Genomic DNA, 22,539 nt, shown 5'->3' with positions numbered 1-22,539 from the left:
TGGTGTTTACTTATCGCTCACTAATCCCCGCGCGGATCGAATAATGACCACGAGAATGATAATAATGAGAAGGTTAAGTCGAGCGATAATATTCATTAGTTTTCCATATCAATAAATAGAGAATTGAACTTGTAAATAAGACGTTAGTAAACTTGTATTGTTAGTGGTATCACAGACTCTGGTTATATTACAAGCAAAAACTCACACTTTTTTCACCATACTGCCCGCGTGAAACCTTGTATACACCTATATACAAACAATAAAAGTAGCGATGGTTGCTTTAATAAATGGTGAGAAATCAATGGAATTAGCAATTATACATAGCCGAGCCTGTGTTGGTGTTGAAGCGCCGGAGGTTACGGTTGAAGTACATATCAGTAATGGTATGCCTGGATTTTCTTTAGTGGGATTACCTGAGACAACGGTGAAGGAAGCTAAAGACAGAGTTCGTAGTGCTATCTTGAATTCAAATTTTGAGTTTCCTGCTAAGCGCATTACAGTCAATTTAGCGCCAGCAGATTTACCCAAAGAAGGAGGACGCTTTGACTTACCGATCGCGTTGGGGATTTTGGCAGCCTCACAACAAATTGCGATCAATAAACTTGAGCATTATGAATTTGTTGGGGAGCTGGCTTTATCTGGTGACTTACGTCGAGTTAAAGGCGTGCTTCCGGCTGCATTAGCTTGCAAAAATATTGCTCGTTGTTTAGTGGTGCCGAATGATAATGGTGATCAAGCTGCGCTAGTCGGCAAAGGTTTGCATAAATCTGCATCGAGTTTATTGGAAGTGTGCGCGGATTTATGTGGGCAACAAAATTTACAGTTATTTATTTCACCTGAAAAACTGGAAGTAAAAACCAATGATCGCGATCTGCAAGATATTATTGGCCAACAACAAGGTAAACGAGCGTTAGAAATTGCTGCGGCAGGCTCGCATAACCTATTATTTTTAGGTCCACCGGGAACAGGGAAAACCATGCTCGCATCGCGTTTATGTGATTTATTACCGGAAATGGAAGATGATGAAGCGCTAGAAAGTGCTTCGGTGGCTTCACTGACTGATATTGATATCAATCACCACAATTGGAAAAATAGGCCATTTCGATCGCCTCATCATTCTAGCTCGATGGCGGCGCTGGTGGGTGGTGGCTCAATTCCACGGCCTGGGGAGATATCCCTCGCGCATAATGGTTTGCTTTTTTTAGATGAGATGCCGGAGTTTGATCGAAAAGTATTAGATTCTCTGCGAGAGCCACTTGAATCGGGTGAGATCATTATTTCTCGCGCAGCAGGAAAGACTCGCTTTCCAGCACGTTTTCAGTTGGTCGGTGCGCTCAACCCAAGTCCAACCGGTTATTACGAAGGATCGAAATCTCGTGCAACGAACCCGCAAATGATATTACGCTACCTTAGCCGTCTATCTGGGCCGTTACTGGACCGATTTGATATGTCGATAGAGATCCCTTCGCTGCCTAAAGGAACGTTATCTGAAGGTGGCGATCGGGGTGAGCCAACCGAAGTCGTAAAGCAGCGAGTGTGGCAAGCTAGGCAAGTTATGCTTAAGCGTAATGGTAAAGTGAATGCGTTATTGGGCAGTCGAGAGATTGAGCATTTTTGTGCATTAGAAAAATCAGATGCCGAATTTCTAGAACATGCACTGCATCAACTAGGTTTGTCGGTGCGTGCATATCACCGAATCTTAAAAGTCGCGCGTACCATTGCAGATTTATCTGGTTGTGAGGCAATTCATAAATCACATCTTGCTGAAGCATTGGGTTATCGAAATATGGATCGATTACTCAAACAATTAACCGCGCAAGCAGTATGAATGGTTTTATGTGTGAGGTGACTTAAACAAAAAACGGGAAGCCATATTAAGCTTCCCGTTTTATTTAATGTATTACTTATTCTCTTAATCGACGAGATTATTTCTTCAATAGGTAATCTATTAAATCAAATGCTTGATCAACATTTTGGAAGTTTTTCAGTTCAACTAAGTATTTATTATTCACAATAATAGCAGGGACACCATTTAAGCCTGCATCTTTAAACGCTTTATCGTAGCGACGCATCATGGAATCAATCGCAAAGCTGCTGTAAGTCCCATCAAAGTCTTTTGCTGACACGCCGTTGTCTAAGAAGAACTGACGCAATTCGGCTTCATCTCGTGGTGCTTTATTTTGTACGTGAATACGGTTGAACATCAGTGGAACCAGTTTGTCATCAACACCTAAAGACACCATGGTCGCATAGCCTTTACTCATTGCTGGGCCCATATTGCCACCCATGAAAGAGACTGACATTTTTTGGAATTCAGCTTTGCCTTCTAGGTGTTGTTTTAATTGACCAATAATTGGTTCGAAAGCATTACAGTGTGGGCAGTAAAAAGAGAAAAATTCAGTCACAGTAGGTGAAGATGAATGGGGGGTATTTAAAACTTTGTAATTTTCACCTTCTTTAAAGTTCGCCGCATTAACGGTAAAACTCAGCATTAAAGCAGCCACTAGGGTAAATATTTTCTTCATGATCTCATGAGCTCCATTTAGATAGAAAAGTCGATAAATTGAATGATCACCATTGTGGGGTGAGCGAAAGTGTCGGTTCTTGCAGTGCTGCTATTTGTTCCTTAAACCCGAGCACTTGATTTTCCCAGTATTTTGCATCGTTAAACCAAGGAAAAGCAATCGGGAAAGCAGGATCTTGCCAGCGTTTTGCCAACCAAGCCATGTAATGCACCATCCTAAGACCACGCAAAGGCTCAATTAGTTTCAGTTGTTGGTTATCAAAGTCACAATATTCTGAATAAGCTTCTAAAACAATATCAAGCTGCATTAATTTGTCAGCTCTATCGCCATTGAGCAGCATCCAGATATCTTGGATTGCTGGGCCATTTCTGGCGTCATCGAGATCGACAAACATCGGCCCATCTCGCCATAAAATATTACCAGGGTGGCAATCACCATGCAGACGAATAATGTTACTTGGTGTGTCCCAATGCTGTTCTAATTGGGCAATTAACACATCGAGATCATGAAAAAAGCTATTTTCCAAATAAGAAGGAATAAAGCTGGCATTACTGAGCAGCTTGCGGGGTTGATATAAGTATTCGTCCAGGCTCATTGTGGGTCTATGTATAAAGGTTTTTGCTTTTCCGACTTGATGAATTCGACCTAAAAATCGGCCGACCCATTCGGTTTGGTTGAGATTATCCACCTCAAATTGACGACCCCCGACACTTGGAAATAATACGAAACTATAACCCTGATAATGATGCAATGTGTGGCCGTTAATATTGCATGGAGCCACAACTGGGATTTCATGATCCATCAAATCTTGAGCAAAATCATGTTCTTCTAAAATTTGATCATCGGACCAACGTTGTGGGCGATAAAACTTCACCACAAAGCGTTTTTTGTCTTCATCCACAAATTGGTAAACTCGGTTTTCGTAACTGTTTAGCGCAAGTAAGCCAGATTCAGCACGGATACCAATGCTTTCTAATGCATACCACATTAAATCCGGCGTTAAGGATTCAAAGTTAAATAACGGTGTATTGGGTGACGCATTTATATCGGGCATAAAATAAAGGGCCTATTACTAAGCCCTTCCTTGTTTATTGGTACTTCCAGTCTAAGACCTTATCTACAGTTTTTTAATAAAACGGCTTTCGACTGGTAAGCTAAATTGTTCACTGTCTGTCAGTATAAACTCAAACTTGATAATCGGTGAATTCAATTCATCTGGGCTAACCGCCAAGCTAAGAGGATGGCTAATTAATTCCCCAGCGGGTACGGTAATTGTTTGTGAGCCATGCCATTTCACATTACTTAACCCTTTGACATCAACTGTATACTTTTGGGTCTGTTGGGTTTTATTGAGAATTTTAAGGGTGTAAGTATTTTCAATCCAACCGTTATTATCGACGCGATACATTTGGTTGCGATCTCTCAATACGCTCATATTAACTGGATCAACGCCAATTACTTGAGTCACAAAGAGTGCCAGCATTAAAGTCAAAGCGATGCCATACCCAATAAGTTTTGGCCGCATAACCTTGGTTTTATTGCCTGCTAGTTTATGTTCGGTGGTGTAGCTGATTAAGCCTTTCTCATATCCCATTCGATCCATAGTATTATCGCAGGCATCAATACAAGCACCGCAATTGATGCATTCGTACTGTAAACCATTACGGATATCAATCCCTGTTGGGCATACCTGCACACATAAATTACAGTCGATACAATCGCCCAAACCTTCGGGTCTTGTCGTTGCTTTGAGCGAACGAGGACCACGTTTTTCGCCTCTTTTGCTATCGTAGCCCACAATGAAGGTATCTTTATCAAACATGGCAGATTGAAAGCGAGCATAAGGGCACATATGTAAGCACATAATTGAACGCATCCAACCGGCATTACCATAAGTGCAAGCAGCAAAAAACCATACCCAAAATGCCGGCCAAAAATTCAATTCAAACGTGATGAACTCCCACGTTAAACTTCTCACTGGCACAAAGTATGCGACAAAAGTAAGCCCCGTTAGTATGGCAATAACCCACCAAGCGATGTGCTTAATGGTTTTACGCATAAGGATGTTTTTAGTGTATTGATTATGGTCTTGTTTACGACGTTTATTGGCCGACCCTTCAAGCTTTTCTTCAAACCAAATATACATAAATGTCCAAACGGTTTGTGGACATAAATAACCACACCAGACTCGGCCTAAGAAAGTCGTTAAAAAGAAGAGGCCGAAAGCTGAAATCATAAAAATGAGGGCAAGAAGCGTGAGATCTTGTGGGAAAAAAGTAGCCCCAAAAAATTGAAATTGTTGTTTATTTAAATCAAATAAAATCGCTTGTTGACCGTGATAAGAAATCCAAGGGATTGCCGCAAATAGGACCAATAAAAACCAACCACCATAACGGCGTAATACTTGAAAGGTGCCTTGGCTTTTACGTACATAAATCTTGCCATTAGCATCTCGGTTGGTTTTAGGAATGATGACTTTAACGTCTATTTTGTCTTGTTTCATTGCGCTTTCGCTACCTCCGCATAAGTACATTGCTTATACTTTTTAATCTCTATACCTATTTTAATTGAGGCATAGAAACTTTATGTTCAATATTGATGTGCCACAGTATACAAGATGGATGAATATGAGTTTGCTATTGGTTTCAAGCTTTACACACAAAGTTGAATATGGCGGCTTAGTTTAAGAAAAGAAAAGAAAAGAAAAGAAAAGAAAAGCTAGGCTTTGGTGTGCCTAGCGTCGTGGATGATTGATTGTATGTATTACTTGATGATGCCGCGAGCTTTGAGTAATGCTGTTTTAAAGTCATCTTCTTGGTCTTTTGCAAGCCCCGGGATCATGGCATCTTTATCACTGTTACGCATTTTTAGGTGGTAAATTAGCACATCATCGGTGAGATCTTTTAAAGGGCCCTTATAACCCGCTTCTAGGCAAAGCTTAGCGATGAATTCGATTAAATTAAGATCGGGATCTTTTTGCCATTCAGGGTGTAATAACTCAATCAATTCATTAACGCGATGGCATTTCATAGCCTTCTCCATACTAAAATTAAGGTTGTTCTCTATGGTAACAATTCTATGGATATTTTGAGTGTTTTATTTTTATGAGGGTGAAATTTTTGATGTAATAAAAAAGCGTAGTATTCATTTGAATGCTACGCTTTTTGAGTAAAGATTGCCTTCATTCTAGAGTCTATTGAACTAGAATACTATTGCTCGGTTTTTGCTGGCGTTTCAGGCTTTTTCGTTACCGGTGAGGTTGCAAAACACTGGCGACGACGGGAAGCTGAACCACGAGAAAAAGAGGCACGTGCAGGAATTGGGCGCATAATAATAACCTATAAAAATGCACATCCATGGCCATAATCACCAGATCCGATCTTGATGACTTTAAAGATAATCGAACAATATTTCGACTGTTAATAATTATAGACTTGTCTTATTCCCTTGGCGATGACATTTTAACCAATAAATCAAAATTTTACCTAAAATTGAAAAATGACAAGGAGGCTATATGTCTTTTTTTAAGAAAACATTAGCTACATTTGGGATTGGCTCGGCAAAGGTTGACACTATTTTAAAGCAAGATGCGGCTTTTCCCGGGCAAAAGTTGGTAATGGATGTGCATGTCTATGGTGGGGCAACCAAACAAGATATTGATAATATAGATCTTAAGCTATGCTGCCGTTACAAAAAGCCGAGACAAAACCCTGATGGCCGTGAAATAACGCATTCCACGGAGGTAGCAACGCATGTTTTATCTTCATGGTCGCTGCCGTACGCTTTTTCTATCGAACCCCATCAAGAGCGTATTTTTCCGGTGGAGCTTGATATCCCATGGAACACACCCGTCACTTTAGGTGATGCAAAAGTATGGCTTGAAACTGGTTTGGACATCGCAATGGCCAGTGATCCTTCTGATAAAGATGAAGTTACTATTCGCCCGGATCCACTTGAAGATTCTATCTTCACCGCGTTAGAGAATGCGGGCTTACGTATTCGCCAAGTTGAATGTGAATATGTCAAAGGTTTTGATTTACCTTTTGTGCAAGAGTTTGAATTTGTTCCTGTACATGGTGATTTTCATGGTCGTTGGAGAGAGTTAGAGATAGTGATATACCGAAATGAGAGCGAACTGAATATTTGGTTTGAAGTTGATCGTCACAAGCAAGGCATGGGAGGGATGCTATCAAGTTTAATTGGGAGTAATAAACTCAAGCGTGAAATGACATTATCTTCAGATACTCCACCCGAAGAGGCGGGAATTCAGGTCTTGGCGTTTTTAGATAAAACCACGTAATTAAAATTGAGTCTGATCATATAAGAAAGTGTCGATTAGTCATTTTAGCTTACACTTGTAAGTTGAATGTGTAAGAATAGTTGCGTGTATATACTCAAAGCAAGATGGGTATAGATTTATCTTTTGAGGTGCAAACATGCAAGTATCGGAATATTCAGATAGAGAAGAAATCGCCAACAGTGTTAGCCATGGCCTAGGGGTATTATTTGGCGTGTGGACCTTGGTTATTCTACTGATGAAAGCGTCTGAATATAAATCCGACACCTTAACATTTATCAGTATGAGTATTTATGGCTCAAGTGTAATTGTGCTGTTTTTGGCCTCTACTTTGTATCATTCCATTCGTTATTTACCCGCTAAGCGTTGGTTAAAAATGCTGGATCATAGCGCTATTTATTTATTGATTGCCGGCACTTATACCCCATTTTTACTGGTGGGGTTAAGGACCGATCTCGCTTATGGTTTGATGGTGGTTATTTGGGCAATAGCGCTACTTGGCGTGATCATGAAAATGTTCTTTATGCATCGGTTTAAATCGTTTTCTTTGATGAGTTATTTGGTGATGGGTTGGCTATCGTTGGTGGTTATCTATCAGTTGGCGACGCATTTGGATATTTCAGCGGTTATCTGGTTGGTGGCTGGCGGGATTATGTATTCTTTAGGGGTTGTTTTTTATACTAATGAACGAATTCCTTATAATCATGCGATTTGGCATCTATTTGTTTTGGCTGGTAGCATGTGTCACTTCATCAGTATTTATTTTTATGTATGGCCTATTTCGCCTTTAAATTAGGCATTTTTTGTCGATAATCTGAATGATAAATTATGTAAAAAAGCGCGTTAACCACTTCTTGTTGGTTAACGCGCTTTTTTGTTGATGAGAAAGTGGAGGTTAATGGGATAGCTAAGTCTACGTTCGCCAAAATGCAGGGAAAAAGAGAACTAAGATAGTCAATATTTCTAAGCGTCCCATTAGCATTCCAAAGCTTAGTAACCATTTTGCGGTATCAGGTAAGCTTGAGAAGTTGCCACTTGGTCCAATGACAGGGCCCATTCCAGGACCTACGTTCGCCACAGCCGTCATTGCTCCGCTGATACTGGTGATTGGATCAAGCCCTAATGCACTTAAGCAACCCGCGATAAAGATAATAGTTAGTATAAAAGTTAAAACAAAAGCGACGACGGATCGCACAATATCATCATTGACAGGGCGTTGGTTGTAACGTTGGACAAATACTCCAGACGGATGAACCAAACGCATGATTTGTTTGTTTAAAAGTGTAGCTGCAATTTGAAAGCGGAAGATTTTAATCCCACCAGCAGTTGACCCTGAACAGGCACCAACTAACATGACGAAAGCAAATATAACGGATGGTAAGCCGCCCCATTGAGTGAAATCATCTAAGCCAAATCCAGTGGTGGTGACTACGGATATAATATTGAAAGTGGCGACGCGAATGGCATCAATAAAGTTGTAATGGTCTTGCAAAGTAAGCCAAATCGCGACAATAAGACTGGTCGTGATCACTAAATAAGCAAAACCACGGACTTGGGCGTCCATCAATAGAGCTTTAGGATTTCGTTTACGTAGTGCGGTAACAAACAATAAAAAGGGTAGTCCACCTAAAAACATAAACAGTGATCCAACCCAATGTGCACCGTGAGAAAAGTGGTTCATTGAGCTGTCAGTGGTTGAGTAACCACCGGTTGAAAGTGTGGTAAAGGCATGGTTAATGGCATCAAACCAACCCATTCCGGTGTACCAAAAACCTAAAACACATAATAAAGTTAAGATTAAATAAACCTGTACGATATTTTTGGCGACATTTTTTGCTCTTGGGCTACTTTTATCGGACCAGTCGGAAGATTCCGTTTGGAAGAGTTTCATCCCACCGACGTTAAGCATAGGAAGAATCGCTACCGCCATCACGATAAAGCCAACACCTCCCAACCATTGCAAAGTTGAACGCCATAATAAAATGCTTGGTGCCATGTCATCTAAACCGCTTAATACCGTTGATCCTGTCGTAGTGATCCCAGACATGGTTTCAAAATACGCATCAGTAAAGCTAATATGGTTAATGAAGACAAAAGGTAGGGCTGCAAAGGCGCTAGAGATCGTCCATACCAAGGTGGTTAATAAAAACATATCCCGGACTCCAAGCCTAAAATTAGGCGTTCGACCAAGAGATAGCAATATAAACGACACAATATGAGTAATGATGACGGCTTCGCCAAATTCAATGAAACCACCGGTTCCAGTAAAAAAGGCCATTAGTGTTGGTATGTACATGAAGAGCGCTATTTTTGATAACACCAATCCAAGAACAAATAAAATAGGACGATAATTAAGCACGGAATTAATCAGCCTTTGTTATAAAAAGAATGGGCTTGGTTGGAACAGGCGTTCAACGTCTGGCACATATTTCTTATCGACCAAGAACATGACAACGTGATCATCTTGTTCGATCACGGTACGGTCATGGGCAATCAGTACTTCTTCGCCTCGAACAATCGCCCCAATAGTTGTACCTGGTGGAAGCTTGATTTCGCTAATGGCTTTACCGACAACTTTTGAGGTGGTTTCATCTCCATGAGCGATAGCTTCAATTGCCTCGGCTGCGCCACGACGTAAAGATGATACGTTAACAATATCAGCTCGGCGAACATGGGTTAGCAGCGCTGAAATCGTAGCTTGTTGCGGAGAAATAGCGACATCGATCGCGCCACCTTGAACTAAATCGACATAAGCACTGCGTTGGATAAGCACCATTACTTTTTTTGCGCCAAGACGTTTAGCGAGCATAGCCGACATGATATTGGTTTCATCTTCATTGGTAAGCGCAATAAACACATCGACTTGATCGATATTCTCTTCGTTAAGCAGTTCTTGATCGGCAGCGTCACCGCAAAATACGATGGTATTTTCTAGCTCTTCAGAGAGTTGTTCGGCGCGTTGGTAGCTGCGTTCAATCAATTTAACGCTGTAATCTTTTTCTAAACGCTTAGCAAGACTTGAACCTATATTGCCACCGCCGACAATCATGATACGGCGATAGTTTTTCTCAAGCCTTTGTAGCTCGCTCATGACCGCGCGTATATGATTACTGGCTGCGACGAAAAACACCTCGTCATCAGCTTCAATAATGGTCGTGCCTTGTGGCCGAATAGGGCGACCTTGGCGAAAAATGGCGGCGACACGAGTATCAATATGTGGCATATGATCACGCAAAGCAGATAATGCATTCCCAACCAATGGTCCACCGTAATAGGCTTTAACGGCCACTAAGCTGACTTTGCGTTCGGCAAAACTGACCACCTGTAATGCACCTGGATATTGAATTAAACGCTCGATATAGCTGGTGACTAACTCTTCTGGGGCAATCAGGTGGTCAACAGGAACCGCGCCAGATTGAAAGAGTGTATCTTTTTCGGCTAAATATTCTGGTGAACGAATTCGAGCAATACGGCTAGGGGTATTAAATAAAGTAAACGCGACTTGGCAAGCGGCCATGTTGGTTTCATCAGAATTGGTGACAGCGACCAACATATCGGCATCTTGCGCGCCCGCTTCTCGCAAAGTGTTCGGATGGCTTGCATGGCCATTAACGACTCGTAAGTCATATTTATCTTGCAGCTCGCGCAGGCGATCGGTGTTGCGATCGACTACTGTGATATCGTTATTTTCGCCAACCAAGTTTTCCGCTAATGTGCCGCCAACTTGTCCAGCTCCAAGAATAATGATTTTCATAACTTACGTTTACCTATTTTCTGCCCAACCTTGAGCGTATCAATGTTGATTGTTATCGCGAGAGCCAGTTTACTTATAATCATTTTTACAGAGAGCAATACACTGACGGTTATATACCGCCAGTGTATGTACAATCATTAAGCTTTGCGCAGCACCGCGTAATAGAAGCCATCCATGTCTTCTTCACCAGGTAAGATTTGACGACCTGGATTTTCAATGTCTGAATTGATGAGCTGTGCATCGCTTGTTCGCTGTAAAAACGCACTTACTTGCTGGCTGTTTTCTTGTGGCGTGATAGAGCAAGTAGCGTATACCAAGGTGCCGCCGACTTTCAATTGACGCCACATAGCATCAAAAATTTCACTTTGTAATACCGCGAGCGCTTCAATGTCATTAGCTCTACGTAACCATTTAATATCAGGGTGGCGACGAATTACTCCGGTCGCAGAACAAGGTGCATCGAGTAGAATACGGTCAAATTTTTCTCCGCTCCACCATTCTTCAGGATAGCGGGCATCACCGCAGATCACATCAGCTCGTAATTGTAGGCGTTCAAGATTATCGTAAACGCGATCAAGACGGTTTATGTCACAATCAATTGCCACCACTTCTGTATTATCGGTGTGCTCGAGAATATGAGCAGTTTTACCACCTGGCGCAGCGCAACAATCTAAAATTAACTCACCATTTTGAGGCTGTAAGTAATTGACCGATAATTGAGCAGCCGCATCTTGTACTGAAACCCAGCCTTGACTGAAACCCGGTAGCAAAGCGACATCACAAGGAGAAGAAAGCTTGATGGCATCTTCCGCTTCAGGATGAAGGGTGTACTCGATATTTTCTTGATCCAATAATGCTTGATATTTATCTCGCGTATGGTGTTTACGGTTTACTCGTAACCACATTGGCGCTTTATTGTTGTTGGCTTCGACTAATTGTTCCCATTGTTGCGGGTAGCTTTCTTGCAGTAATTTTAATAACCAACCAGGATGACCATATTTACCCGCATTGTGGCTGACGGCTTTTTTATCTAACGCTTCTTGATCTCGGGTATAGCTACGTAATACCGCATTAATCAAACCACTTAGACTTGGACCGCGTAGAGTTTTCGTCGCTTCAACCGTTTCGGCTACTGCTGCGTGAGAAGGAATGCGCATAAAGCTCAGTTGATAAATTCCGACCAAAATAAGGTGGTGAAAAACGCGCTTTTTGCCGGTAAGTGGCTTATCCATTAGCTCGTTAGTGATAGATTCCAAGCGTGGTAAGTAACGTAGCGCGCCATAGCAAATCTCTTGAAGAAGAGCGTGATCTCGCGGCTTAATAGTTTTTTGGGCGGCAGGTAAAGCGTGTGATAGTGATTGACCTTTGTCGACCACTTGAAAAAGGACATTGGCAGCGGCTGCGCGAACATTCATAGTGTTTTCTCTTGTCAGTAACTCGCAACGCAAGCCACAAAATAATGGGTAAAATAAAGAAAGGCACATTTCTGTACCTTTCGATGACGCTATTTTCTAGCCTAATTGACGGCCGACTTCAAACCAGTGGCTGCGAGCGTTCAGTATATCTTGTACTGATAGTGCTTTTTTGCCTGGGATCTGTAATTGCTCAAGGACTAAAATATTTTTGCCCGTCGCGACATAAATACCGGTTTTATCTGCTTGCACAATCTGTCCTGGGAGGTGATTTTTACTCGTCGTTTCAACTCGAGATTGCCACACCTTAACATTGCTTTCTTTGCCATCGCCTTCTTCAACACTGAAAAAGCTCATCGGCCAAGGATTAAAGGCGCGGACGCAGCGCTCAATATGTTCTGCCTCATCATGCCAATTGATTTTGGCTTCTTCTTTACTGAGTTTTTTGGCGTAGTTGGCTTGTTCATCATCTTGTTTTATTGGTGTGATTTGACCATTGGCAATATCGGTTAAGCATTCCGTCAACGCTGTTGGGCCTAATTCGGCTAATTTTTCATACATTGACGCGCTGGTATCGCTGGATTCAATAGGTTGAGTGGCAATTGATAGCATGTCCCCCGTATCTAATCCGATATCCATTTGCATGATAGTGACGCCAGTTTCTTTATCGCCAGCCCAAATGGAACGTTGGATTGGGGCTGCGCCACGCCAGCGAGGCAGAATAGAGCCATGTACATTAATACAACCTAAACGTGGCGTATCGAGAACGGCTTGAGGCAGCAGTAAACCGTAGGCAACCACTACCATCAAGTCGGCACCGAGATTTTTCAGTTGTTGCTTGGCTTCATCTGATTTGAAATTTTCAGGTTGGTATACCGGAATATTACTTTCTAGTGCGAGTGATTTTACTGGGCTAGCGGTGAGTTTTTTGCCGCGACCAGCGGGGCGATCCGGTTGGGTATAAACAGCAATAACGTCATGCTCCGAAGACAACAACGCCGCCAAGTGACGGGCGGCGAAATCCGGAGTACCTGCAAAGACAATTCTTAAAGACTGACTCAAGGTAGGTTTCCTTCTCAATTTTATATACCCAAGACCGCTGAAAGAGTCTCTTCAATAATTTTGGGTATTATGTTGGCTGTTACTTATCTTGTTTCTCGTTGAAACGCTTGATCTTGGTAAGCTTATCTTGAATGCGTTTACGCTTTAACGGTGATAAATAATCGACAAACAATTTACCCATCAAATGGTCAAGCTCATGTTGAACACAAATCGCGAGTAAATCATCGGCTTCAAACGTGAATTCGTTGCCGTCTCTATCTAATGCTCGAACGGTAACTTCCGCGGCTCTAGGCACTAAAGCGCGAGCACCTGGAACCGAAAGACAGCCTTCTTCAATGCCATCGTCGCCACGTTTTTCGAGGATTTCAGGGTTGATGAGAACTATCGGTTGATCGCGCTCATCTGAGACATCAATCACTACGATTCTTTGATGAACATCAACTTGGGTGGCCGCAAGACCGATCCCTTCTTCGTCGTACATGGTTTCAATCATGTCATCGATAAATTTTTGAAGCTCTGGAGTCACTTTTTCTACCGGTTTCGCAACGGTACGAAGGCGATCATCCGGGAATGTTAATACTTGTAATACAGACATATACACTCTAAATATTGAACTGTGCCGAAAACAGCTTAGGCCTTATAGCTGCAATTCTAGACATTTTATAAGGCAAATGACAGCATCTAATGACATTAAGCGACAAAATGTCGACCAAGGAAATGTAGGTCATGCCAAAAACAACTCGTTTTATTTTAAATTTATGTGCTTTTATTGCGGTTAGCTTGTCTGTGGTGGCTGCCACAAGAGCACAAAATACAGTAGAGATAAAAGGTAACGCACCACAAACCTATACAGTCAAAAAAGGCGATACCTTGTGGGATATTTCCGCATTATTTTTAGATAGTCCATGGCTTTGGCCAAGATTGTGGCAAGTCAATCCTGATATTAACAACCCTCATTTAATTTATCCCGGCGATAAACTGACGTTGACGTGGCGTAATGGCCAGCCATTGTTGAGCCTAAAACCGATGAAGAAAATTGGGCCTCAAGTTCGCATGCAAGATAAAGAGGCGATCTCCACAGTAGATAATGGCTTAATTCTCCCTTACCTGAAATCCGATCAACTATTAACAGAAGACGGAAAACGCGCAGCATTACGAGTACTTGGCACTAGCGAAGGGCGTAAATTTTTAAGTGGTAATGAGCGTATTTATATTGATGGCAATGTGACTAATGAGAAGTGGGCTATTTACCGCATCGTAGAAGAATACCAGCGCAGTGGTGAGGTGAAAGCCAGTAGTTATTCATTACGTATTGTGGCTCAAGCTGAATTAAAGGAACAATCTGAAAAATACAGCGGTCTGCAAGTGATCAATCAATACCAAGAAATTCAACCTAACGATATTGCTTTACCTATGTTTGGCGAGGATTTAGCGCTATCAACGGTATTTACACCAATTCCGGCTCCGGTTGGTTTAATCGCTAGCGTCAAAGGTTCGATGGATAACCACGCTTTTATGTCGGTCAATCAAGTGGTTATTATTGATCGCGGTAGTGATGATGGTTTGGTGCAAGGCAGCATGTTTAACTTGTCGAAAGTAGGTTCGGCCGTTTATGGGAAAAAAGGTCAATATTCTTATAAAGAGGGTGATTTTTTCCATGCTGGGAAGCGAATAGATCTACCGCCAATTGCCATTGGTGAAATGATAGTCATACGTCCGTATGAGAAGTTTAGCTTGGCGTTAATCACAAAAAGCGAAGAGCCAATTAAAAAAGACAGTATTGCGATTTCTCCTGCGGTGAATGAGCTATCAAGTTTACCCATCGTTAATGAAACTCAAAACGAGATGACAGTGAATAACCCATCATAATGAATGAGTCTCAACTGACCGCATGGCTTACATTAAGCTTTACACCTCAATTAGGCGGGGTGAGTTTATCTCGTTTATTGAGGATTGATTCCCCTGAAAATATTGTTTCGTATAGCGAACTCGAATTACAAAATTTAAAATTAAAGCCTGCTCAAATTCAATATATAAGACAGCGATCTCATCAAGAGGTCGATGACTGCTTATTGTGGTTGCAAGCGGAAGGTAATCATATTGTGACGCCACTGGATGATAAATATCCACCGCTAATGCAACAAATGTCGTCTCATCCTCCAGTATTATTTGTTAAAGGTAATGTCGAAGCGTTGAATCATTCACAAATTGCGATGGTGGGCAGCCGCAATGCCAGTATGGATGGACTGCGTGCGGCTCGTGAATTTAGTTATGAACTTGCGAATCAAGGCTTGACGGTGACCAGTGGATTGGCATTAGGTGTGGATGGGCATGCTCACGATGGTGCTCTGCAAGCCAAAGGAGAAACAGTGGCGGTTTTGGGCTCGGGCGTTGATCAGGTGTACCCCGCTCGTCATAAAGGTTTAGCGCAACGTATTTTAGAATCCGATGGTGCTTTGGTGTCAGAGTTTAGGCCGGATACGAAACCTAGAGCAGAATATTTCCCGCGTCGAAATAGAATTATCAGTGGTTTATCTTTAGGTGTGCTGGTGGTTGAGGCTGCTGAACGAAGTGGTTCTCTCATCACCGCGCGTTATGCTCTAGAACAAAATAGAGAAGTGTTTGCGCTTCCTGGTTCGATTTATCAAGCCGGTCACTCAGGGACAAATGGCTTGATCCGACAAGGTGCAATTTTAGTGCAATCGGCGCAAGATATCGTGGATGAAATACAACCACAATTAGAACGGTCTAATAGATTAACAGGGCTTCTTCAGTCGAGTTTTCATTTTGACGAAGAAAAAACATTAACCGATAAAAATAAAGTGGTAACCGATAAAAATACTGAGCTCGAAGCATTTCCATTTGCTGAACTGTTGGCTAACGTAGGAAATGAGCCTACTCCGGTTGATATTTTGGCGCAAAGGACCCATATACCTGTACACGAAGTCATGATGCAAATATTAGATCTTGAATTAAGTGGTTATGTTGCTTCTGTCCCCGGAGGCTATATTATTAAGAATAAGCCCAAATAAATCCTGTAAGCGGAGGGTAAAGCTATGATGGACATTCTGATGTATTTGTTTGAAACTTATATTCATAGCGATGCAGAATTAACGATCGATCAAGATGAACTTGAAGATGAGTTATTACGCGCTGGGTTTCATCAACAAGAAATCTATAAAGCTCTCCATTGGCTGGAAGGTTTAGCGGCTCTTCAGCAATCGGATGGGGCTAAAATTGCGAAAGGTTCAGCCACTTCGACTCGAATCTATACCCAAGATGAAATGATCCGTATCGATGTTGCTTGTCGAGGTTTTATCTTGTTCTTGGAGCAGGTCAAAGTATTAACGACTGAAACTCGTGAAATGGTGATTGACCGAGTCATGGGGCTGGAAACTCAAGAATTTACTTTAGATGATTTGAAGTGGGTTATTTTGATGGTGCTATTTAATGTTCCGGGTAATGAGAATGCTTATACTCAGATGGAAGAGTTATTGTATGCATCTGAGCAAGGTATTCTTCATTAATGAAGAGTAAAATAGACGAAAAACTGTTTACTGTTCATGAACATGCCTTGGAGCATGAGGCTTGTCCTCAATGCCATGAGACATTGCAAGGTGAGCTTCATCTTCGTCATGGTAAGCACGGCCCTTTCCTTGGTTGTAATCAATATCCACAATGCGATTACATTCGCCCTTTGCACCAACATGATGGGCACATAGTAAAAGAATTAGGTGTAGCTTGCCCTGAATGCACTAAAAGTTCGGATAATAAACGCCAAGGTGAACTGGTTTTACGCCAAGGTCGTTATGGTATGTTCATTGGTTGCAGCTGTTTCCCTGAATGTCAGCATATTGCGTCAATGGACCAACCAGAACCAAGTAAAGAGACGCAGCCAGAAATTGCTTGCCCTGAATGTTCTAGTGGTCAACTGGTTGAGCGCCAATCTCGTTTTGGTAAAAGTTTCTATGCTTGTAATGCGTACCCTAAATGTAAGTTTTCCATTAATTTACCGCCATTGATTGGATGCTGTCAGATATGTGGTTTTCCTTTATTGGTGGAAAAAAAATTGACATCAGGCAATAAGACTTTATGTGGCAACCGTAAATGCCAGCAGCAACAGATAGATTAAATGAGCCATACAGTTAAACAAAAAGACCAACTGTATGGCGTTGGTCTTTTAGGTTTCGATAACTTGAAATTTATAACGGTAACTTTATCGTTGATTGATATGTTGTTTTAGCTCAGGAAATTCGGATTCATCTAATATCGCAGCCAACTCTTTTAGTGCTTTATCTAACTCGCCTTGAGTGTTACCACAAACATTAATATGTCCCATTTTGCGTCCGACACGCTTTTCTTTACCATACCAGTGGATATGACAGTTTGGCATCGCCAGTATTTCTTTAGGTAATGTGTCTTGGCCTAAAATATTGATCATCGCGGCATGTCGTATCGCCTTTGTGCTACCAAGAGGCATATCGCATACGGCGCGTAAATGGTTTTCAAATTGACAAACTTCAGCGCCTTGTTGAGTCCAATGACCGGAGTTGTGCACTCTAGGTGCGATTTCGTTGACCAATAATTTTCCGTTTACATCAAAAAACTCAATTGCCAATACGCCCACATAATTCAGCTTATCTGAAATAGCTTGGAACATTTTCGCCGCTTGTTGCTGCAATTCAGATTCATCAATGGCGATAGATAAACTTAAGACGCCATCCACGTGAACATTTTCGGTTAATGGGTACACAGCCACCTCACTATTAACTCGGCGTGCACCTATTAGTGATACTTCTCGTTTAAACGGCACAAACTCTTCAGCCACAATAGCTTGATGTGGTGTATCAGATAAGCTTTGCTGTAATTCATCCCAGGTAGCATCGATGTCGGTCGTATTTTTTAAGCGCCATTGCCCTTTTCCATCGTAACCACCTAATGCCGTTTTAAGTACCATAGGTAAACCGACAGACGTTATAGCATCATCAAATTCAGCTCGATTAGTTATCACTGCATATTTTGCATTGGCGACCTTGGCATCATCTAATAATTGTTTTTCAATACGACGATCACCACCCGCTTTAATAGCTTGAGTGGTAGGGCGGAATTTCCCGCTTTGTTGGCAGATATCTAAAATGGAATGAGGGATATGCTCAAATTCAGCGGTAATGACATCGGCCTTGGCAATGGCATTATTAAGCCCATGACCAATGATGTTTTGCGTTAATGGATGAACAATTTTTTCGCTACTAACATCGAAAGCTGAAATATTAATATTCAGTGGCGCACCGGCTAAAGACATCATGCGAGCCAATTGACCGGCACCTAAAACTAAAACGTGCTTATTTGCCATGTTATTAATCCTCAGCTGGATTTGGATTGGCGAGTACCGTATCGGTTTGTTCTTTACGGAAAGCTTCGACTTTCGCCATTACGGCTTCATCATGAGTTCCAATGATTTGTGCCGCTAAAATTCCGGCATTGGCCGCACCTGCTTCGCCAATCGCCAATGTACCTACCGCAATTCCTTTGGGCATTTGTACGATAGAATATAAAGAATCTACGCCTGACAGTACACGTGATTGAACAGGAACTCCCAGTACTGGCAAACTAGTATAAGCGGCAGTCATACCCGGAAGATGAGCGGCACCACCGGCACCTGCAATAATGACTTTTAGCCCGCGTTCTTTAGCGCTTTCAGCATATTCAGCGAGTAAGTGAGGCGTTCGGTGAGCTGAAACGACTTTGGTTTCGTAAGGGACATTAAAACGGTCTAACATTTCAGCCGCAAGCTTCATTGTTGGCCAATCAGACTTAGAACCCATGATAATTCCAACTTTCATCGAACACTCCTTTAGTACATCTTGATTACGAGAAAATAAATAAATCTAGCTGCATTATACGGAGAAATGGCCATGAGGAAAACGTTTGCGTCCGGTATTTTGTTTTAGAGTAGGATTTAGAAGTAAAAATCATTTAGTCTATATTGAAAGGTTTAATACACTATCACTTCGTTGGTCATTAAGAATAAAGGGCAGTCAGTTGGATAATTTTGAGCATGTGGTCGAGTCGTTAAAGCAAGGTGAGGTAATTGCTTACCCAACAGAAGGTGTTTTTGGCGTTGGATGCGATCCAGACAATACGGCAGCAATCGATAAATTATTAGCGCTGAAGCAGCGGCCAATAGAAAAAGGATTAATTTTAATTGCGGCTAACTACCAACAGCTTTTGCCTTATATTGATGAAACTCAGCTAACGGATAAGCAGCGAGCGACGATGTTAGCAACTTGGCCTGGCGCAGTAACCTGGGTTGTGCCTGTGAATTCCTCAATTTCGCCTCATCTTACTGGTAAATTTAATTCAATAGCGGTTCGAGTGACTGATCATCCTTTAGTTCAAAAGTTGTGTTTAACTTTTGGTAAACCGCTGACCTCAACTAGTGCTAATTTAACAGGCTTAGAGCCGTGTCGAACGACACAAGAAGTAGAGCAACAACTTGGTCAGCATTTGGTTGCTATTTTAGCAGGGGAAACAGGTGGTCGAACTCAGCCAACTGAAATTAGAGATGTCATCACCGGCAATGTATTAAGAGTGGGATAAGATGGATCAAGTGAATAAACAAGCGGTAAAAGACTTTCTAATGACATTGCAAGACTCTATTTGCAAACAATTAGAATCGATTGATGGTCAGCGTTTTGTTGAAGATGCGTGGGAACGAGAGTTAGGCGGTGGTGGGCGTAGCCGTGTGATTCGCAATGGCGATGTGTTTGAACAAGGTGGCGTTAATTTCTCCCACGTATTTGGTGATAAAATGCCAGCATCAGCTACTGCGCACAGGCCAGAGCTTGCGGGACGACAGTTTGAAGCGATGGGAGTGTCATTGGTTTTGCATCCTCATAACCCGTACATTCCTACCTCGCATGCTAATGTTCGATTCTTTATTGCTGAAAAAGAAGGTGAAGCTCCAATTTGGTGGTTTGGTGGTGGGTTTGATCTCACGCCTTTTTATCCTTATGAAGACGATTGCCAGCATTGGCACGACACTGCAAAGGCAATTTGTACTCCTTTTGGTGATGATATCTATAGCCAACATAAAGCATGGTGCGATAAGTATTTCTTCTTGCCTCATCGAAATGAAACTCGTGGCGTAGGTGGATTATTCTTCGATGATTTTAACCAACTTGGATTTGAACGTAGCTTTGCTTATATGCAAGCGGTAGGAGAAGGGTTCACTCAAGCTTACCTTCCTATTGTAGATAAAAGAAAGGCGGCTCAATATGGTGAACGTGAGCGTCAATTTCAATTATACCGTCGTGGACGTTATGTCGAGTTTAACTTGGTCTATGACCGTGGCACCTTATTTGGCTTGCAAAGTGGTGGCCGTACCGAATCTATTTTAATGTCGATGCCGCCTTTAGCGCGTTGGGAATATGATTACACGACAGAAGATGGTTCGGCGGAGTCGGCATTATATTCTTATTTAACACCAAGAGATTGGTAATCAATACTTTTAGTATAAGGCAAGGATATGGCCCTGATTGATCAATATGCAGTATTTGGCAACCCTATTTCACACAGTAAGTCGCCATTTATTCATACATTATTTGCACGTCAGACTAATCAGTCGATGGAATATGGGATAGTTGAAGCGCCTGTGGGTGGTTTTCAGTCGGCTGTGAGTGAGTTTTTTGCACAAGGGGGGAAAGGTTGTAATGTCACTGCACCTTTTAAGCTCGATGCATTTAAATTTGCAGATCGATTAACGCAACGTGCTCAACTAGCTCAAGCGGTGAATACTCTTAAGAAGTTAGATGATGGTCAAATTATTGGTGACAACACCGATGGCGAAGGGTTAGTTCAAGACCTGCTGCAATATAAAGCACAACTTAAAGATGCCAAAATATTGCTAATTGGTGCTGGTGGTGCTGCAAGAGGGGTTATTCAGCCTCTACTTGATCAAGCCCCATCAGAAGTTATTATCACCAATAGGACGTTTGAAAAAGGACAACAGTTAGCGGAAGCTTTTTGTGATTATGGTCAGATCCGTGCGATGCCGATGAATGAAATTAATGCGCCATTCGATATTATTATTAATTCGACATCGGCTGGTTTAACTGGGGGGCTTCCTGATATCAGTACCGGCATTTTTAATTCGAAAAGTGTTAGTTACGATATGAGTTACGGCGCTGGTAACACGCACTTTAATAATTGGGCCAAAGACAATGGAGTTATTAATGCTTATGACGGTTTAGGAATGTTGGTTGGACAAGCGGCAGAAAGTTTCATGCTGTGGCGCGGTTTACGTCCAGATGTCCAACAGGTGTTACGAGAACTGCGTAAAAATCTGACTGTTTAAATTTAATCACAACATAAGTTAACCATTATGAATCAAAATATTCTATTTCCTGACATTCAAACCTGGCAACCCGAACGTCAAATTGTGAGCTTTCCTGCCCAACAAGCAGGTCAATTGATTGAATGTGTTATTTCAATTGATAAGTTATCAAAAATGATAGGTTATGACGTGAACTCTGATCAGATATTAAAAGTATTTGATGCACTGCGTTTTGATCTGGAAGATTTGGCAGAAGAAGCCATTGAGCAAGAGTTGTTTAACCTAGCTGGAGAGGTCGAGCTAGGTTAAATGAATACTGACTATTTTACTTGAGTGAGATAGTCATTTTTATTAACGACGTAATTGTCGGCAGATCTTAATAAAAACCCACGTTCTTCATCCGTTAATTCACGAGCTTGCTTCACTGGACTTCCAATGTAGAGGTACCCACTTTCTAGTCGCTTGTTTGGCGGGACTAAACTTCCAGCGCCAATTACCACGTCAGATTCAATTGTCGCACCATCTAAAATAATAGTGCCCATTCCGACTAAAACACGATCGTGAATGCTACAACCATGCAACATGACTTTATGTCCTATCGTCACATCATCACCAATAATCAATGGGAAGCCAGTAGGGTTACCTTCATTCTTATGCGTAACATGCAAAACGCTGCCGTCTTGAATATTAGTGCGCTTTCCAATATGAATATGGTTAACATCACCACGGGCAGCAACTAAAGGCCAAACACTAGAATCCTCACCAATGATAATATCTCCGACCAAAATTGAAGAATCATCAATATACACTCCAGATCCAATCTGAGGGTGAATGCCTTTATAACTACGAATATTATTCATTCCGACTCCTTAGCGCTTTACATTCTGGGTAAAATAGCATGAAAACTAGTCAAAATAGGTAGTTTTGATTGAAAACCAATCAAACAGTCAAAAAAGTGAAAGAAATTATAAAAAAGCACTTGCCAATATGATGAGGTTATCTATAATGCGCCCTCACTGACACGGAGCACACAGCTTAACGGCCGCAACGAGTCAGAGGTCACAACCTTCTCAAAAAGGGTAACGAAAAAAGATTGTAGAAAGTGTTTGACACTCTCAATCAAATCGTTAAAATGGCCGCCCTCTTAACCGGAA

At 41.8% G+C, this 22,539-nt stretch carries 23 protein-coding genes; 11 read left to right on the top strand and 12 right to left on the bottom strand.

Features of this window, described 5'->3' with window-relative positions:
- The first annotated feature begins 301 nt into the window (after positions 1-301).
- A complete protein-coding gene (locus tag HC725_RS11660; RefSeq protein WP_190331994.1) occupies positions 302-1,828 on the top strand; it encodes a YifB family Mg chelatase-like AAA ATPase in 1,527 nt (508 codons plus the stop codon).
- Positions 1,829-1,925: 97 nt separating this feature from the next.
- Here HC725_RS11660 and HC725_RS11655 read toward each other — a convergent pair whose 3' ends face one another.
- From HC725_RS11655 to HC725_RS11640, 4 genes are all read right to left on the bottom strand, one after another.
- Positions 1,926-2,525: a thiol:disulfide interchange protein DsbA/DsbL gene (locus HC725_RS11655; protein ID WP_190331993.1), complete on the bottom strand. Its 600-nt coding sequence runs from the start codon at positions 2,523-2,525 to the stop codon at positions 1,926-1,928.
- 46 nt (positions 2,526-2,571) lie between these two features.
- Entirely contained in the window at positions 2,572-3,579 is a 1,008-nt protein-coding gene (locus HC725_RS11650) for a serine/threonine protein kinase (RefSeq protein WP_190331992.1), read from the bottom strand.
- A 63-nt stretch (positions 3,580-3,642) separates the two neighbouring features.
- Positions 3,643-5,028: a cytochrome c oxidase accessory protein CcoG gene (gene ccoG / locus HC725_RS11645; RefSeq protein ID WP_190332073.1), complete on the bottom strand. Its 1,386-nt coding sequence runs from the start codon at positions 5,026-5,028 to the stop codon at positions 3,643-3,645.
- Positions 5,029-5,288: 260 nt separating this feature from the next.
- Positions 5,289-5,555: a YihD family protein gene (locus HC725_RS11640; protein ID WP_190331991.1), complete on the bottom strand. Its 267-nt coding sequence runs from the start codon at positions 5,553-5,555 to the stop codon at positions 5,289-5,291.
- A gap of 484 nt (positions 5,556-6,039) precedes the next feature.
- Between HC725_RS11640 and HC725_RS11635 the strand changes: the two genes are divergently transcribed.
- Positions 6,040-6,825: a sporulation protein gene (locus HC725_RS11635; protein WP_190331990.1), complete on the top strand. Its 786-nt coding sequence runs from the start codon at positions 6,040-6,042 to the stop codon at positions 6,823-6,825.
- Between the two features lie 136 nt (positions 6,826-6,961).
- On the top strand, positions 6,962-7,618 hold the full coding sequence (trhA, locus tag HC725_RS11630; protein WP_190331989.1) for a PAQR family membrane homeostasis protein TrhA: 657 nt from the start codon (positions 6,962-6,964) through the stop codon (positions 7,616-7,618).
- Positions 7,619-7,735: 117 nt separating this feature from the next.
- Here the strand turns inward: trhA and HC725_RS11625 are convergent, their stop codons facing one another.
- The 5 genes from HC725_RS11625 to def all read right to left on the bottom strand — a co-directional run bounded on the left by HC725_RS11625 (position 7,736) and on the right by def (position 13,645).
- A complete protein-coding gene (locus HC725_RS11625) occupies positions 7,736-9,181 on the bottom strand; it encodes a TrkH family potassium uptake protein (protein WP_190331988.1) in 1,446 nt (481 codons plus the stop codon).
- 18 nt (positions 9,182-9,199) lie between these two features.
- Positions 9,200-10,576, bottom strand: a complete 1,377-nt coding sequence (gene trkA / locus HC725_RS11620; RefSeq protein WP_190331987.1) for a Trk system potassium transporter TrkA — start codon at positions 10,574-10,576, stop codon at positions 9,200-9,202.
- A gap of 137 nt (positions 10,577-10,713) precedes the next feature.
- The gene (rsmB, locus tag HC725_RS11615; RefSeq protein WP_190332072.1) at positions 10,714-11,991 is read right to left on the bottom strand and encodes a 16S rRNA (cytosine(967)-C(5))-methyltransferase RsmB; all 1,278 of its coding nucleotides are present in this window, start codon (positions 11,989-11,991) and stop codon (positions 10,714-10,716) included.
- Between the two features lie 96 nt (positions 11,992-12,087).
- Entirely contained in the window at positions 12,088-13,050 is a 963-nt protein-coding gene (gene fmt / locus HC725_RS11610; RefSeq protein ID WP_190331986.1) for a methionyl-tRNA formyltransferase, read from the bottom strand.
- A gap of 79 nt (positions 13,051-13,129) precedes the next feature.
- A complete protein-coding gene (def, locus tag HC725_RS11605; protein WP_238928494.1) occupies positions 13,130-13,645 on the bottom strand; it encodes a peptide deformylase in 516 nt (171 codons plus the stop codon).
- A gap of 131 nt (positions 13,646-13,776) precedes the next feature.
- Between def and HC725_RS11600 the strand changes: the two genes are divergently transcribed.
- The 4 genes from HC725_RS11600 to HC725_RS11585 are packed head-to-tail and all read left to right on the top strand — an operon-like array spanning position 13,777 to position 17,182.
- The gene (locus HC725_RS11600) at positions 13,777-14,919 is read left to right on the top strand and encodes a LysM peptidoglycan-binding domain-containing protein (RefSeq protein ID WP_190331985.1); all 1,143 of its coding nucleotides are present in this window, start codon (positions 13,777-13,779) and stop codon (positions 14,917-14,919) included.
- Complete coding sequence (gene dprA, locus HC725_RS11595) at positions 14,919-16,082, top strand: DNA-processing protein DprA (protein WP_190331984.1); 1,164 nt, start codon at positions 14,919-14,921, stop codon at positions 16,080-16,082. The genes HC725_RS11600 and dprA overlap by 1 nt, the downstream gene beginning before the upstream one ends.
- A gap of 24 nt (positions 16,083-16,106) precedes the next feature.
- Positions 16,107-16,577: a DUF494 family protein gene (locus HC725_RS11590; RefSeq protein ID WP_190331983.1), complete on the top strand. Its 471-nt coding sequence runs from the start codon at positions 16,107-16,109 to the stop codon at positions 16,575-16,577.
- Positions 16,577-17,182, top strand: coding sequence for a DNA topoisomerase family protein (locus HC725_RS11585; RefSeq protein WP_190331982.1), 606 nt, complete (start codon positions 16,577-16,579; stop codon positions 17,180-17,182). Before HC725_RS11590 ends, HC725_RS11585 begins: the two co-directional genes overlap by 1 nt.
- Before the next feature lie 84 nt (positions 17,183-17,266).
- On the opposite strand, the gene HC725_RS11580 is transcribed toward HC725_RS11585, so the two are convergent.
- Positions 17,267-18,403: a 5-(carboxyamino)imidazole ribonucleotide synthase gene (locus HC725_RS11580; RefSeq protein WP_190331981.1), complete on the bottom strand. Its 1,137-nt coding sequence runs from the start codon at positions 18,401-18,403 to the stop codon at positions 17,267-17,269.
- Positions 18,404-18,407: 4 nt separating this feature from the next.
- Entirely contained in the window at positions 18,408-18,893 is a 486-nt protein-coding gene (purE, locus tag HC725_RS11575; RefSeq protein WP_190331980.1) for a 5-(carboxyamino)imidazole ribonucleotide mutase, read from the bottom strand.
- A gap of 199 nt (positions 18,894-19,092) precedes the next feature.
- On the opposite strand from purE, the gene HC725_RS11570 reads away from it, so the two are divergent.
- The 4 genes from HC725_RS11570 to HC725_RS11555 are packed head-to-tail and all read left to right on the top strand — an operon-like array spanning position 19,093 to position 21,694.
- Positions 19,093-19,650 (top strand): Sua5/YciO/YrdC/YwlC family protein, encoded by a 558-nt coding sequence (locus tag HC725_RS11570; protein WP_190331979.1) that lies wholly within the window; start codon positions 19,093-19,095, stop codon positions 19,648-19,650.
- Position 19,651: 1 nt separating this feature from the next.
- A complete protein-coding gene (gene hemF, locus HC725_RS11565; RefSeq protein ID WP_190331978.1) occupies positions 19,652-20,551 on the top strand; it encodes an oxygen-dependent coproporphyrinogen oxidase in 900 nt (299 codons plus the stop codon).
- Positions 20,552-20,578: 27 nt separating this feature from the next.
- Complete coding sequence (gene aroE / locus HC725_RS11560; protein ID WP_190331977.1) at positions 20,579-21,406, top strand: shikimate dehydrogenase; 828 nt, start codon at positions 20,579-20,581, stop codon at positions 21,404-21,406.
- A gap of 27 nt (positions 21,407-21,433) precedes the next feature.
- Entirely contained in the window at positions 21,434-21,694 is a 261-nt protein-coding gene (locus tag HC725_RS11555; protein ID WP_190331976.1) for a DUF1488 domain-containing protein, read from the top strand.
- A gap of 11 nt (positions 21,695-21,705) precedes the next feature.
- Here the strand turns inward: HC725_RS11555 and HC725_RS11550 are convergent, their stop codons facing one another.
- Positions 21,706-22,245, bottom strand: a complete 540-nt coding sequence (locus tag HC725_RS11550; protein ID WP_190331975.1) for a gamma carbonic anhydrase family protein — start codon at positions 22,243-22,245, stop codon at positions 21,706-21,708.
- Positions 22,246-22,539 lie beyond the last annotated feature (294 nt).

The sequence above is a fragment of the Vibrio sp. S17_S38 genome, from assembly GCF_014694375.1.
Taxonomy (GTDB): Bacteria; Pseudomonadota; Gammaproteobacteria; order Enterobacterales; family Vibrionaceae; genus Vibrio.
This window is presented reverse-complemented; position numbering and strand designations above follow the sequence as displayed.